Below are 13,611 nucleotides of genomic sequence, written 5' to 3'. Positions count from 1 at the left end.
GCAGACTCTTCAAATCAAGCGATCCGATTTTGGCGCTCTCCGCTCAGCTATTCGGGCCAGCTCATTCAACGATGCTGGACTGCATGAGCAGCATCATCCACGGCACCAACCTCTAGCCTGCTGATGCTGCGAACGGCGAGCATTAGTTCGGCTTCTGCGGCCTGCTCACGTATTTCCGGGCGCCATTGTGTGCCCCCCCGCAGTCCGCCGGTACAAGATGTGGTTGCGACCTTAATGGGCTGCGGGGGACTTGAGACGTTTGGCGTTAGGCTGAATTGTCCGCCAGCCAACGCGCAACCTGGTGGCAGGTTTGGTGCGGCAGTGCCAGCGCCCGCATGAAAAGGTGGCCGATGTCGCGAGGCCTAAATGCCGCAGCGGAATCTCTCCTAGGCGATCGTGACCGCTGCAAGGGCCAACATCACGTCGCGGTTGATGCCGAAATGGAGGCGATAGAGCCACCAGATTGCGCAGCACCGGTCGAAATCGGAGAGTGCCCGAGCGCGCTTTGTTGCTGCTGCGACCCGCGCTATTGGCTTCATGACACGTCTCATCTGGAAACCTGAACGTCTCGGGACCAGTGCTCAAAATTCGGTGAGTTTATGGTCGGTGGAGGTCCGCTGTCGCGCGCATGCGACGGCAAAGGATTGGGAGCTGAGGTTCATGTTTGCCATGGCATGCGCGTCTCGAAGCTTGATGGGAACACACATATGTGCATCCGACCTTTCCGTAACTTACGATACAAGTACTGCTTCCCCAAACACCCAGATCTGGTAGTGACAATTGACAGCACTCTTATGCGATAGTTACGCGGTGGCGCGCGTTAGTTCGCAGACCCGGTGCTGGCGCATCAAACCGACCGGAGTCGATGGCGTTGGCTGCACCTTGGAAAACGGCGTAGGCTCTGGCGGCGCGGGCTAGGTGCCATGTGAAATCGCCTCGACTCATCGATGGCCCGTTGACGATCCCGCGCTTTATTCGCGCCTGATGAACCCGCTCGTCGCGACTGGCCGTTATTTGGAGACGGTGATCAACTGCGACTTCCTGCCGCTGTGGGGATGCGGTCAACGAATGTGTATTCGTCATTTGAACAACTCGCCGGCCGACCACCTAAACCGATTGGACACGCGATATAGCCAGAGTTTACGGCAAAGCTGCCCGCCCACAACACTCGTCCGGTTACGGTCGACACCACGTTTCGCAGCCTGATGCGGCCTTCACGAATATTGAGGCCAAGCGAATACGAATTTGGCGCGCACCACCCACTCTCTGAGGACGACCCTTCAATTGAACAGACTACCAATGCATTGTCAGGCTGTGCGCGCACGCATGCTCTAAGACCAATTTTCTGGTCGCGATGACCGGGTTCGTTGAAGTCTACTTGCCCCGCCTATACCGCAGAGAAAATACTTGGTGCCAGGCTTGGGAGCGATCGGTTTCATTTTTGGCTGCGCGCGCTGATGGGGCGGTCAGCGGCCGTCAATGAGCATGGTCTGCAATCGGCTACAACAGCTGCTGTTCGTTTGTGAATTGCCGCGCAGGTTTCGTCAGCTTTTAGAAAGCTAGCGTGAGTACAGAGCCGCCAGAGGGTTAGCGAGGCGTGGTAGAGACAGCTCTTACCAGAATGGGACAGCGCCGAGTCACGTTCCTGCTAACCTCAATCTGCAGCGCAGGCGCGGCAGGGATAGCGCCGATCCAGTCCCAAACCGACCGGCGCCGAGTCGCGCCCGCGCTGCTTCCGGTGTCGGAGAAACGACCCTGGTAGCCGCACTGTCATGCTTTTTCAGGCACGGACACCCGGCCCGCTTGTGCCGAGACAGATTGGCGACGTTAAATTTTGCGGCGCGTGTAGCTTTCAAGCGATCGCTTCCATGCCTCCCGTCTTACTCCGCCAACATTCTTGGGCTCTGTCATGAGCGGCAGCGTGTAGGCCTTTTTCATGCAGCGGAGCGGCCTAATATGCTGGGCATCTGCACTTGCTCTGCGAGTTAGCGGACCAGCGTAGAAAGTAGCGGGCGATCCAACCAATTCAGGTAGGTGATTGGCAGTCGTACTAAGCCTACAACTTGGCGGCACCCTAGAGGGCCGAAGTGTCAGCGTTCATACCAACTGGGGCAAGGCTGGTGCCAAGGTTAGCGGCGCGTGGCAGGGACAGCGCTTTTCCAGGGATTGAGCGCCGAGTCACGTCGCCGTTAAAGCCTTAACGTCGCTGGCGCGGCAGGGACAGCGTCTTTGAAGGCTTGCCTACTCGTATAGGTAGGTGCCCTTGCGGTACCTCTTGGCAATACCACTTGGTAGCACCGCGAGGGACTTGCCCCTCACGGGAGCAAAGGTGGCCAGCGACACAGAGGCTTGCGGCATCGGCCAGGAACAGCGCCTTCAGGGTTTCACTACCCGATCGCTGAGCCACCCGCTAGTTTCGCTAGCATGGCGGCTAGCAGGAGCAGCATCGAATTCTTTCCATGGCGCCAGTCGCGTCTGCGCTGCTCTCCGTGTTCTGCAACAACTCTTTCCTGACACCCTCGTCGCTTCTTGGCACCGCTGGGCAACCTCGAAGTCTCTCAGCTGAGTGACCTTGGGGTATGCCGGCCCGCGGCGTTCGAATGGTCCAGACAACGCCCAAGCCGAAACCTCTCAGCTTGCCTCAACAGCGCGCCGAATCCCAATTCGTTCGGGCTCATACATCATAGGTAACGACACGCGTGGCATCTGTTCGACTTCATTGGCGGATCCAATTCGCGACGTCTCGCCGCTTGCCCTCGCGCTATCGCCTGCGCGTTCCAAGTCGACACTGCGAGACTTTGCTCTCTGGACGCCACTCTTGTGCAGTCGGTGGCTGCTGCCAGAATAGGTTACGACTTGCCGTACCGCGTTTGATTCGAACTGCTCGTTAGACTTGATAACCCGACCGGCGCGCGTTCCTTGAGCCTCAGTTGCCTCTTGAGCGGACGGGAGAGCCTAAAATTCCGTCTCATCGCTGATGGCGGCGTGCGTAACGTCCACAAAGATGTTGTACCGGTAGACGAAATTCTCTGAGTCCAGAGAATGAACGAGATTAGGGTCCCTGAACCGCGCCGTCTGCGCTGATCCAAGGATAAAGATCACTATAAAAGATGGCTGAACGGCTGTCGCTGCGATCGCGATAGTCAGCGCTGGCTCATTTCATCGGAGCTGCAACTCCATTTCGATGAATGGAGGGGCATCGCCTCGCTCAGTCAGCATCTTTGCTTGCCTCGAGGCCGTTCGTGCGAGTTGGGCAGCGGAATCGAACCGCTGCCGAGGCAGCAGTTCGGGTGAGCTTCGGCCAGCGCCCAGAAAACTTGCGCCGCCGCGAATTGAAGGACGGTCGACCTACCGGCGCATGTGCGGGCCGCTCCCGTAGCGTCCGGGATAGGCGATACGGTGGCTCGCATACCTGATGTTTTTAGGTAGGTTATAGCCAGTGGTTTGATGACCGTCGAAATGGCTGCTTTCGCGCATGAGAGCTCGTGCGCTTGTGGCTTACAATGTGCGCCGGATCCGCGTCCAGCGCGGTATTCCGCAGGAGCAATTGGCTTACGATGCGGGCGTTGATCGCTCCTACATGAGCGGACTCGAACGCCAACAAGCGAACCCGACAGTCGACCTTCTTGATCGCCTTGCCGAGACGCTCGGCGTAGCTGTCTCCGAACTGTTTGTTCGGCCATCCAAGGGCGCCCCGCCACCCGCAACCTTACCTAAAGGCCGCAAGCCGAAGCCCGCACGCGGCAAAAGGACTTAAGCCTGACAAACACCATGAGACTCTGATGTCGTGCGCTCCCGGCGCAGGTATCACGCTCACAAGAAGATTTTATGCATGGCAGGGCAGGATGACAAGTAGTGGGTTGCGGCGCGATAGATGGCCACCTTCCGTTCTGCCAGCCAATTCTGCTGCTGCCTGGCACGATGGTGGATAGGATAAAGTCTTTGCCCTCCGAGATCTCATTGTTGCCGTCTTGATTGCTGCAACAGAGGGGCACTATCTCCGAGGGCTTTGCGGATTATGCTTGCATAGTTTTCTTAAACTGAGCGCTCCCCCTGCAGCGGATTGAGGCGCCGCTAGACCTCAGGTAACTGCGCAAACGCGACCTTCTTGCAAAGACGAGCCAGCCATCGGCAAAAAGAACGTGCTATCTCGGGGTGCGCGCTGCGATCTACGGCATAGGCGCGATATTGCATACCACTTGGGGTGCGGGTGCCAGGGATGATTTGCAAAGCGCCCCCTCTGACTAGATCACCAACGATGATCTCCGGCGCGACAAGAAGGCATTTTCCGGTCATAACGGCCGGCAGAGCAAGATAGTTGTGGTCATACCGGGCGCCAACTCGTATGTCGCTCGAAGACAGATTCATGGCTCTCAGCCATGTCGGCAGGATGTCGGGGCGGGATGTGATGTTCAGTATCGGGGTTGAGCGAACAATCGAGAGCTCTCTGCCCCCGACCAGATTTGGCGGGCCGACACACACCAGCTCCTCTTTATGAATCTCCCAACTGTCGGCGGGTTCGATGACCGAAAGATCCCGTGTAATCAAAATATCGAAATCATCCGAAGATGTCGGGTGCGCTAGCGAGCTGATGATATCCACGATAACGCCACCCGCTTCAGAAGAGAAAGCCTGCAGATTTGGAATGAGGATAGAGAAAGCAAAGGTCGATAGTGACGTGCGGACCACGATCCGATTCGTTCCTGCGCCTGCACGGCGTCGCATTCTCTTCGCAGTGAAACTGACGGTTTCGAGCGGTTCAGACACTGCGTTTGCGAATAGCCTTCCGAACTCGGTCAAATCGCTGCGCCGTCCACGCCGCTCGATGAGGTCAGCCCCCAGATAATCCCGCAGTACAGCCAAATAACGGCTGACCGAACTCTGCGTTGTTCCCAGAGTGGTGGCCGCGCGTGTGACGCTGCCTTCCCGCGCAACCGTCACAAACGCGCGGATGGCATTTAGAGGAACTTCATCGTCTCGAGCCGCCATTGTCTGCTCCGGCGCCAGAATCAAAGACCATCACAATATTCGATGCCTATGGCCGGATCGCTGCGTATCAGCGTCCGCGTTTGTCAAGCAATGCACGCCAGCGTAGGCGCAGGAGACGCTGCCCCAGCTTAACAAGTCGAATGGTTCGGCTGCGCAAATCGTCTGTTTTCCAGGCGCGCTCGGCAATACGATTACTTCCAAACAGGCCTTGCGCGATTTGGCGATAGCTATTTCCTTGCTGCCATCCATCCATTGCGCGCAACGCCAGGATCAGCCGACGTCGCCTCAAAGCAGGCAAAGCAAGTGGCGGCTCTCCGAGCGCCCGACGCTGAAGGGCTTTCCAAAATTGACGTGCGGCCCCCAGGCGAATCTCGAAATCGCCATCAAGCGGCAGATCAACGACGACAGCATATCCGCTCGCCGGAAACTCTCTTAACCAAAGGCGATGCTTCGTGCCCCCGAGCGGTACGATCGCATGCCATCCATCGGGCGCACGGCGAAGCTCGCCGCCCGGCAGATTGTCGAAATCGAGCTGATAGGGTTTCGGCGCAATGCAGCTCGTCGCCCGCACAGCCAGGACGGTCGGCAGCACCTCAGGTGCCCAAAAGACTGCTTGCTTGTCGAAAGTCTGTTGCGGATCAGCAGGAAAACGAAAGCCCCCACTTGCGTCGGAATTCGCCCGCCGCCGCGCTTGAACGTTCGCGGCGAGATAGCCGCTTATAGTCCTCTTGGTAGCCGTGATCCCGGCGCAGCCACTCCCAGGCCAGGTCGGCAGCATCTGCCGTCTTCAGGCCGCTGTACGCTTCCTCAGATCTCCAGTCAGTATCCGCCATCGCACCTTTCCCGCACAATCTTCAGACCCGGCGAAATGCAGCCGATGATTGTGGCACTTTCCAGCTGCTTGCTTACCGTGTGCGCGTCTTCCGCGCAACTAATCGATGGAACAATCAACTTTTGCGATTGCGACGATGCGATGACATCGACATCCGCGCCGATCATTGTTTAGGCCAACCGCTACGTAGCAGATCACGATAGCCCTTGCCCGCTAGCCACTTGGCTCGCGTCAGATGACTTTCGAACGTGCGCCGCGCTCGATCCGGTTCAGCGGTCGGGTCAAGCCCAAGCACGATGCGCGCAATTTCACGCCAATCTGCCTTGTCAGCGTCGGCATCAAGAAGTCGCATGTAGGCAACGGCGTGCTCCTTGTCATAGGACGTGAGCTCGTCGACGCTGGGCGCCAATTCTGCGATCTTCGGCTCTGCTGGCACTGCTTGAGACTCCTACCCAGCTGAAAAATTTACCGAAATCAGAGCAACGATAACTAATTTCAGGTCGCTTTGGTACCTACCCAATGGTCGCACGCCAATCTCCTTTTCGCGCCGAGATGGCAATCGCATATCGGCTCACATTGACCTGGTGGCTCCATCCTGCGCTTTCTCTTTTTCATCGCAGTCCATACTGCAAGCGATTGCAGATGTGCCCTGTAACTGGGTTGTCCTTGCTGTTCCTGGCGGAGGCGTGGTGGTCCGTGGTGAAGGGCTCCGGTCGCACTCGTGAAGGCAATAGCCAGAACCTGCCAGCTGGAGAATATTCGTTTCCGTTTCGACCCACACTTGAACATTCATCCTATATCGTCCCGGTCTCGGGAAAACGCGCAGGTCTGAGCGCTATTTCTTCTCTGCCGCTAATGGCAAGCTATTGCCCCACGAGAACGGTTGCGATGGTCAACGAGAAGACGGGCATTAGCTGCGCCCGCATCTCGCCGATTGGGGAGGACAGCTAAAGCTGGCGCGAGCTTATCGTAATACTCTGCCTATAACCAGTGGTTTCATAATCGTCGGAATGGCTGCCTCTGCGCATGAACGCTCGTGCGCTTGTGGCCTGGAATGTGCGCCGGATCCGCGTTGAGCGCGGCATTCCGCAAGACCAATTGGCCTATGATGCCGGGATCGACCGCTCATACATGGGGCGCATTGAGCAGAAGAAGGAGAACCCGACTATTGATCTCCTGGAACGCATCGCCAAGACTTTGGGTGTTCACTTGTTCGAATTATTCACACCGCCCGCTAAAGGTGCAATGCCCCCCAAGCCGATGTCCAGAGGGCGGAAGCCGGCACGGCTTGGCCGAAACAAGACGTAATTATTGAGCGAGCCATGTTTCGGCTAAGGCTTGGGCGGAATCGAGCCGGAGCGGCCTACGTGCTTCATCGATCTACAGCCGACGATTCCGCTCACCCGCTCCAGCCGATGTCGTCCCAGCCGCGTTCCGCCTCGCGAACGGCGGCCTGGCGTAAGGCCGAGCATCATCAAAATGAGCTCTTGCGCCGCTGGCCGTAACCGTACCGACGGTCGGCCGAGGTTTTCCAAGAGTCTGCTTGGAGCTGAGATCGGTTAGGCGGGTGACGTTCGGGTGATCGCAACGCCTCACCTACGAGACTTCCGCAAGGGCATGGAGGACTTGCTACCCTCGCGCCCAAGAGAGCAGATCCGTCATCCAGAGCTGCCGGACGGAGGATCAAGCTGGTGTGTGGCTTGAATGGGACCTTTCCGCTGGACGAAGATCGGGAAGGTGTGGTGCTCATGCAAGGTCGCAATTTAGGCGCTCGTGGAAAGGCTCGACTGACGGTTTATTTGTGGGACACGTAGGACGTGGGCCTGATCGCGACCGGGATAGTTTCAGCCGACGGCGGCGCTGCGAATCAAGGCCATCCGACATCTCGCGAGATGGTGGCGAATATGCTCTCAATTGGGTGTGAGCTACGCCGGGACTCACTATACCGATACGATGAAGGGGATACTGCTCGCCGAGCGAGAGCCAACGATGGATCAGATCATCAAAAATGCAGCGTCATCGGTTTGACCGGCGAGGAGAGACGAAGCCTGGATTGATACTGTTGGGCCTGGAAGAAGCCCAGCAGGTGGCAGCTGCTCCCGTTAGCCGGTCCTCACGCATAAGACCGGCCGCACCGCTCGACATTGCAGGGCCGCAATTTAGTCTTGGGTCTCCGCGCGTTGACCTGATCCGGAAGGTGCCGAGAAGTCAGGCAGCCTTTGCCGCCCTTGATCTTGGCCTTTTCTCGTGCGGTACGCGGGCGTCAATCGCAAGCTGGTCCATCATCCAGTGAGGGCTGCTGGATTTGCTGACGGGGTACGGCTCAGTCGCGCGATTGTCCCAGATTACGACGTCGCCTGATTTCCAGTTCCAGCACAGAGTGTTCCGGGGCGCAATGAGATAGGATTGCAGCCGTTCAAACAGTCTTTGGCTGGGATAGCGTTGCAGTCCGACGAAGTTGTTCACGGTACTACCGAGCAATAGCATGCGTTCGCCGGTCTCGGGATGAACGCGAACAATCGGATGTGTCGTTTCGTAGATCGTCCCAGTGGATACGCCCCACCAAGGCCGCTTGTTAGCATCGGTGCCCCTCTCTGTCGCGGTGAGATCAGATGCAACGAAGCTCACGGCCCACAGGTTGTCTGCGAGCATCCGCAGGGGATCGGGAAGATCAAGATAAGCGCCCGCCCTGCTCGACCAACCAATGTCGCCGCCAAAAGGCGGGGCCGCTGCGAGCCGCAGCACCGAAATGGCTGTGCGGACCCGCCCCTCGTTCATCTGGTTGAGATGACTGCAGGCGGGATCAGACAGCTCCTGCCGGATCGTTAAACCGCCCATTGTGTCCGCCATTGTGGGATTCGGTATCAGCGAGCCAAGCCGGAGCACAAAACGTTGCTGCTGTGCATCGTCGAGATGTCCCTGGTCACGGAAGAAGATGACCTTGTGCTCTAGCAGAAGCCGCTTGAACGCTACGATGACATCGTCGGGCAAATCGTCCGACAACGCAATGTTCTTGATTTCGGCACCAAGCCGCTCCGCGCGCTTCACGATGTCTGCTCGCGGAATGACATCTTCAACAACCATTGTTCCACTCATCACGCGCCTTTCTGTGGATGTCTAAAACAGCCTCGGTGGTGGTCGCGTCTGGCGACAAACCCGGCAAAACCATCTTGATCCTACACACCCGAATTGTCTGAGCGTGGCTCAGCGCGCCACTCAACTAAGCAACTGAATTCTGATACACACCACCAGCACCCTAGGATCCGACTCCCTATGCGTGTCGACGGCTATTGGCGTTCTAATTGAAGGACACTCGCATATGAGGCCGCCAGATCGATTTGCAGCCTGATCAACAGTGCAGATCATAGACGCAATCCATGTCCAGTCCATGAAACGAAACCAGCTTTCTTTTAGAGCTCGCGTAACGTCCTCCTCGTCTCAGAACTCAGGCTTGGAAAATCCTCGAACAACGACTGCGTCGTACCTCATTCATCCCGCACGGCGTCATGCGCACGATGAAGATTGGAACTAGTTCGCGGCATGCACTTGCGAAGCGGATAGGACCTGCTGCTCAAAAATAACTCTACCTCAAGACGTATATCACATAAACAACTACTTCAACGTGTTTGCAATCATATTTTTGCGACTTGGAGTTGTTCAATGGGCGACTTGTTTCATCAGCTGATCACTTGCTGTCAGTCTTTGACTAGCGGTGAAAGCGCAAAACGAGAACACTGCAACTTCCGATGCAGCTTAACAACGGACTTAATCCCTCGATTTTCGAAATCTGCACTTGGCACGAATGCAGGTGTCCCGGGTAACCTGCCTCTGCACGGAGACCTAGACTTTCCTTACGAAGTGCATGCCATTTGGCTTTGTGGCAGTTGAGTACACATATGATACAGCGCGCCGCCCCCTCAGGAATATCGCTCCTCTGAGACTATGACGTTCCACCCCGCCCCGCGGAAGACCCTCTCGAGCTCCTGCACGATCTTGCCGTTGCCGCGGACGGGGCCATCGAGCCGCTGAAGATTGCAGTTGATGACGAAGATCAAATTGTCGAGCTTCTCGCCGCCGGCGAGCGAGATCGCGCCGAGCGATTCCGGCTCGTCGGTTTCGCCCGTCACCCATGAAGACCCAGACTTTGCGGCTTCCCGTTTCGGCCAGGTTGCGGTTCTGGAGATATTTCAGGAAGCGAACCTGATAGATCGCCAGCAGCGGGGCGAGGCCCATCGACACGGTTGGAAATTGCCAGAATTCCGGCATCAGCCAGGGATGCGGATAGCTCGACAGGGCTTTGCCGGCGGTCTCCTGGCGAAAGCTGAGAAGCTGGTCCTCGCTGAGCCGGCCCTCGAGAAACGCGCGCGCGTAGACGCCGGGCGAACTGTGGCCCTGGAGCAGGATCAACTCGCCGCCATGGTTCTACGTCGGCGCATGCCAGAAATGGCCGAAGCCGATATCATAGGGCGTTGCGGCCGACTGGAAGCTCGCAATGTGACCGCAGAGCTCGGAGCTCTCCTTGTTGGCGCGCAGCACGATCGCGAGCGCGTTCCAGCGGATGATCGAGCGCAGCTTGTGTTCGATGGCGCGGTCGCCCGGCTAGGGCGGCTGTTGGCTCAGCGGAATCGTGTTGCAATAGGGCGTCCGCGTCTGTTCAATTGCGAGCCCGCCTTTGCGGGCGGTGTCGACTATCGTGTTGACGACGAACTCGGCCCGCTCATTGCCGCGATGCCCCTTGATGGCTGACAGCGTATCCAGCCACTCCTGGGGTTCCTGCGGGTCCAGGTCGTACGCGCCTGCAACTGTCATCACCCTCTCTCTTTGCTAGCCAAGCCGATTCGAGCGTCAGTGCTCATTGCGCTCCGCAACAGCGAAGAGGCGCGATGCCGTTCAGGCGACATCGCCTGTGCTGTTACGTGAAGCATCGGATGCTGGCTGGCATCAGAGCGTCCCCTCGCATTGCTTGTTCTGGAACCGATGCTCCTTTTGTCGATGCTTAAAGCGGCATCCGTGCCAGGCCACATGTAGGGCGGTAATCGTGCATCTCCTTCGTTTTGCCGGGAAATGCTCTCAGCGCACGGTAGATCCGGGACCTCTGGAGCCACGATCCCTCCCAAGCGCGGGAAGGCCGGCCGGCGGAGCGATCCGGAATATCGGACGGTCGCGGCGATGCGTCGCCGCCGGCGAGGCGGAGGCGGCCGGGGATGAATTGGAGTTGATGATGCTGCTCTGACCGGTCGAATGTCTGCGTGCAACATCCCGCTTCTGTCACGAGGCGACGACGATTCTCCACTAGGGCGCTGCTTTCAGCTGCACCCGTAGCCCTAGCACATGGCGTTTCCCGCATGCATGCCGCTTCGCTCGGCAGCTATGAACCCTCGCGTTGCTCTTTCCTCCAATCGGCGCGGTGGTAAACGCCAAGTCGTCCGAGGGAGAGCATAAGAGCCAGAGAAAGGCCGTCATCACCGGCTCAGTTGATTTCGTTGTCGGTCCGCGGATTGCGCCTCTACTCCCTTCTCACTTCATGAAAGATTGTCTTGTATCCTGCCCTGCGAACCCGGAACGGCAACGAGCCAATAATTTTCCTCGTGACAAATTCGCATTCAGGCCGAGTTCTCGTCAGGTGACAAGCGCTTGCGCAATCGAAGACAGAGGAGGACGAAGCAGAATTGGAATCGTTCGGCACATTGTCCTTGTAGGGATTATCGCAGGCCTGCTGTGAAGCTCCGATTCGCCTGCTGGAGATAATCATGGACAACTCGCCCGAGGCCAAGTGTAAGGTCGGCGCGGATGTGGATAGAGCCTACGATCTCGAGAACCGGTAATTCAGCTACCGGAGCCAATGCGTGAGGCGTCAAGGACAAGGCCGCCGGCCCGGTCCAGGCTCCCTTTAGAGCTATTTCCTCAAGCCTGTATTCTACCAGTTCGCATATGCGCGGACTGCCATCGACATGTGGGATGATTTTGAGCAGAAAATTCGGCTCCTCGAGCGCGGCTTTGACTTGCGCCAAGTCGGCCTCACGGTGTTTGTAGCCCATCGTACCTATTGCAACTCGCAGCGGCCCGTAGTCCAGCATACCGATAATCGTCTCAACTTCAGTTCGCAACGTGGGTTGGGCGAGCTTTTTTGGAAAGCCCCACAGTTCTCGTCCACCTGCAATGGCCGCCTCGCCGTTAAGAAACATGCAGTGCGTGTAGCTACCGCTACGTCCACGAAAGGATACAGGGATCACTTGGCTGCTTTCTGCGTAGTCGCCAAAACTGTTTGAATCCGGCATGCGAATGAATTCATATCTCACAAGCGCTTGCCGCTCATCGAACTCCAGCGGCTCAGGTAACACTGCTCGCAGCTTTGCTGGGTCGGTGCGGTATGTAATTATAAGGTATTCACGATCGACAAACCGATACGGCCCTCGTGAATACGCTGGATTGGTGAGCGGCATCGCGAACGCCCGTTCGAGCACTTCGTTCTCGCGCATTCAGTTCTCCTGACGTTGGGAATTACCAGCTCGCTTTACTCGCGGCGATCCTGGTCAAGATCGAACGTAAAGACGCCGTCAGGACTTGTAGGGCGACCGAACACCTCGCGATGGCGCAGCACGCGTAGCGCATCCTTATAACCTGCGCGCCAACGCTCTTGCATGGAAACGCGAGAGAACTCGTAATCTTTTGAGTGTTCCTCGTGGTTCCGCGCGCGGTAAGTCGACTGGACGATGTTATAGACGTTATGACAGATAGAAGAAGTTTTCAGAAGCTTCACATCCTCATCTTCGCTCAGATCTTCGGGGAGCGGATCCAACAGAGCAGCGAGTGCACGCCGTAGGTGCTGGACGCGCCTAAGCTGGCGGAGGCTTGGTCGCGTACGGCTCGAATAAATCTCCTTTTGGCGCGTGGCGACTTCCGCCATGTTGCGCGGTATCTGTCCCCGAGGGCTCCACACGTCGACCTGAAACGCGAGCTTGTCCTGGGGAGCGCCAGACTCAAGCAGCCCTTCCAATGGTGTATTGGATACGAGACCACCGTCCCAGTAGTGCTCATCATCGATCTCTATCGCCGGAAAACCTGGGGGCAGCGCTGCGCTCGCAATGATGTGCTCCGGCATGATCGTGTGAGTGCTGTTGTCGAAATAGACGACATTGCCTGTTCGTACGTTGACCGCACCTGCACTGAATCGGATCATTCCGGCGTTAAGGCGATCAAAATCGACGAGGCGCTCCAGCGTCGTCTTTAAGCTGCTAGTATCATAAAAGCTGGTGGCCTCGCTCGTTCCGTCGCGTTGCGACCAGGGCGGCATGGTCCGCGTAGAGAAAAATCCCGTTGCACCGCATACCATCGCTTGCGCTCACCTGGTTGAAGACATTGCGCGCACCGGCGGTGCGGGCTAAGTCGATAAAGGAATTGCTGGTGCAATACCAAGGTCCGGCAGATGTCACTTGGGTCCAAAATTCACGTGCGCGATCAAGACGCGCGTCGCACGGGTTGCCCGCGATGATGGCAGCGTTGATCGCTCCGTGGAGATACCGGCCCCAATCAGGATGGATGTTGGCCTTCGCTTACCTCGAATTGCTTCACCAAAGGGGCTAGGCAAACTCCATGCCAGCACGGACTGAGTTGGGACATTCCGCGCCGGCGACGCAGGCGCATCGTGGGCAATCTCGCGAGGAGCCCGTTCGGTGCCGCCCGTCGCCCTGGCCTTCATATCTTTGCGCAGGACATTGCAGCCCCAATTAGACGTGATCGGCCACCGCCTGGGTGCGGGCTCATTTGTGTGAAATGCGCCGGTTCTCTAT

At 57.6% G+C, this 13,611-nt stretch carries 9 protein-coding genes and 1 pseudogene; 2 read left to right on the top strand and 8 right to left on the bottom strand.

Going from position 1 to position 13,611, the window contains the following annotated elements; genetic code table 11:
* Positions 1 to 3,475: 3,475 nt before the first annotated feature.
* Positions 3,476 to 3,757 (top strand): helix-turn-helix domain-containing protein, encoded by a 282-nt coding sequence (locus ACVIIV_RS15225; RefSeq protein WP_036012081.1) that lies wholly within the window; start codon positions 3,476 to 3,478, stop codon positions 3,755 to 3,757.
* A gap of 317 nt (positions 3,758 to 4,074) precedes the next feature.
* On the opposite strand, the gene ACVIIV_RS15220 is transcribed toward ACVIIV_RS15225, so the two are convergent.
* The 4 genes from ACVIIV_RS15220 to ACVIIV_RS15205 form a co-directional block, all read right to left on the bottom strand.
* A complete protein-coding gene (locus tag ACVIIV_RS15220; protein WP_456744911.1) occupies positions 4,075 to 4,989 on the bottom strand; it encodes a LysR family transcriptional regulator in 915 nt (304 codons plus the stop codon).
* 67 nt (positions 4,990 to 5,056) lie between these two features.
* Positions 5,057 to 5,581, bottom strand: a complete 525-nt coding sequence (locus ACVIIV_RS15215; RefSeq protein WP_456744910.1) for a DUF2285 domain-containing protein — start codon at positions 5,579 to 5,581, stop codon at positions 5,057 to 5,059.
* 46 nt (positions 5,582 to 5,627) lie between these two features.
* Entirely contained in the window at positions 5,628 to 5,822 is a 195-nt protein-coding gene (locus ACVIIV_RS15210) for a transcriptional regulator domain-containing protein (protein WP_456744909.1), read from the bottom strand.
* 162 nt (positions 5,823 to 5,984) lie between these two features.
* Positions 5,985 to 6,257: a DNA -binding domain-containing protein gene (locus ACVIIV_RS15205; protein WP_456744908.1), complete on the bottom strand. Its 273-nt coding sequence runs from the start codon at positions 6,255 to 6,257 to the stop codon at positions 5,985 to 5,987.
* A 590-nt stretch (positions 6,258 to 6,847) separates the two neighbouring features.
* Between ACVIIV_RS15205 and ACVIIV_RS15200 the strand changes: the two genes are divergently transcribed.
* Positions 6,848 to 7,129, top strand: a complete 282-nt coding sequence (locus tag ACVIIV_RS15200; RefSeq protein ID WP_407193199.1) for a helix-turn-helix transcriptional regulator — start codon at positions 6,848 to 6,850, stop codon at positions 7,127 to 7,129.
* 900 nt (positions 7,130 to 8,029) lie between these two features.
* Here the strand turns inward: ACVIIV_RS15200 and ACVIIV_RS15195 are convergent.
* The 4 genes and pseudogenes from ACVIIV_RS15195 to ACVIIV_RS15180 form a co-directional block, all read right to left on the bottom strand.
* Entirely contained in the window at positions 8,030 to 8,905 is an 876-nt protein-coding gene (locus tag ACVIIV_RS15195) for a TauD/TfdA dioxygenase family protein (RefSeq protein WP_456744907.1), read from the bottom strand.
* A gap of 857 nt (positions 8,906 to 9,762) precedes the next feature.
* A pseudogene (gene aceE / locus ACVIIV_RS15190) lies at positions 9,763 to 10,630 on the bottom strand (pyruvate dehydrogenase (acetyl-transferring), homodimeric type); the annotation flags it as partial.
* Positions 10,631 to 11,523: 893 nt separating this feature from the next.
* Positions 11,524 to 12,300 (bottom strand): acetoacetate decarboxylase, encoded by a 777-nt coding sequence (locus tag ACVIIV_RS15185; protein WP_456744906.1) that lies wholly within the window; start codon positions 12,298 to 12,300, stop codon positions 11,524 to 11,526.
* A gap of 35 nt (positions 12,301 to 12,335) precedes the next feature.
* Complete coding sequence (locus ACVIIV_RS15180) at positions 12,336 to 13,115, bottom strand: patatin-like phospholipase family protein (RefSeq protein ID WP_456744905.1); 780 nt, start codon at positions 13,113 to 13,115, stop codon at positions 12,336 to 12,338.
* Positions 13,116 to 13,611 lie beyond the last annotated feature (496 nt).

The sequence above is a fragment of the Bradyrhizobium sp. USDA 4354 genome (assembly GCF_054060315.1).
The sequence above is the reverse complement of the archived record's forward strand: the minus strand, read 5'-3'. Positions and strand labels throughout refer to the sequence as shown.

Bases quoted from the DNA above. Each gene is read 5' to 3' on its own strand.
- ACVIIV_RS15225 (WP_036012081.1), top strand. From the start codon at position 3,476: ATGAGAGCTCGTGCGCTTGTGGCTTACAATGTGCGCCGGATCCGCGTC.
- ACVIIV_RS15220 (WP_456744911.1), bottom strand. From the start codon at position 4,989: ATGGCGGCTCGAGACGATGAAGTTCCTCTAAATGCCATCCGCGCGTTT.
- ACVIIV_RS15210 (WP_456744909.1), bottom strand. From the start codon at position 5,822: ATGGCGGATACTGACTGGAGATCTGAGGAAGCGTACAGCGGCCTGAAG.
- ACVIIV_RS15200 (WP_407193199.1), top strand. From the start codon at position 6,848: ATGAACGCTCGTGCGCTTGTGGCCTGGAATGTGCGCCGGATCCGCGTT.
- ACVIIV_RS15195 (WP_456744907.1), bottom strand. From the start codon at position 8,905: ATGGTTGTTGAAGATGTCATTCCGCGAGCAGACATCGTGAAGCGCGCG.
- ACVIIV_RS15185 (WP_456744906.1), bottom strand. From the start codon at position 12,300: ATGCGCGAGAACGAAGTGCTCGAACGGGCGTTCGCGATGCCGCTCACC.
- ACVIIV_RS15180 (WP_456744905.1), bottom strand. From the start codon at position 13,115: ATGCCGCCCTGGTCGCAACGCGACGGAACGAGCGAGGCCACCAGCTTT.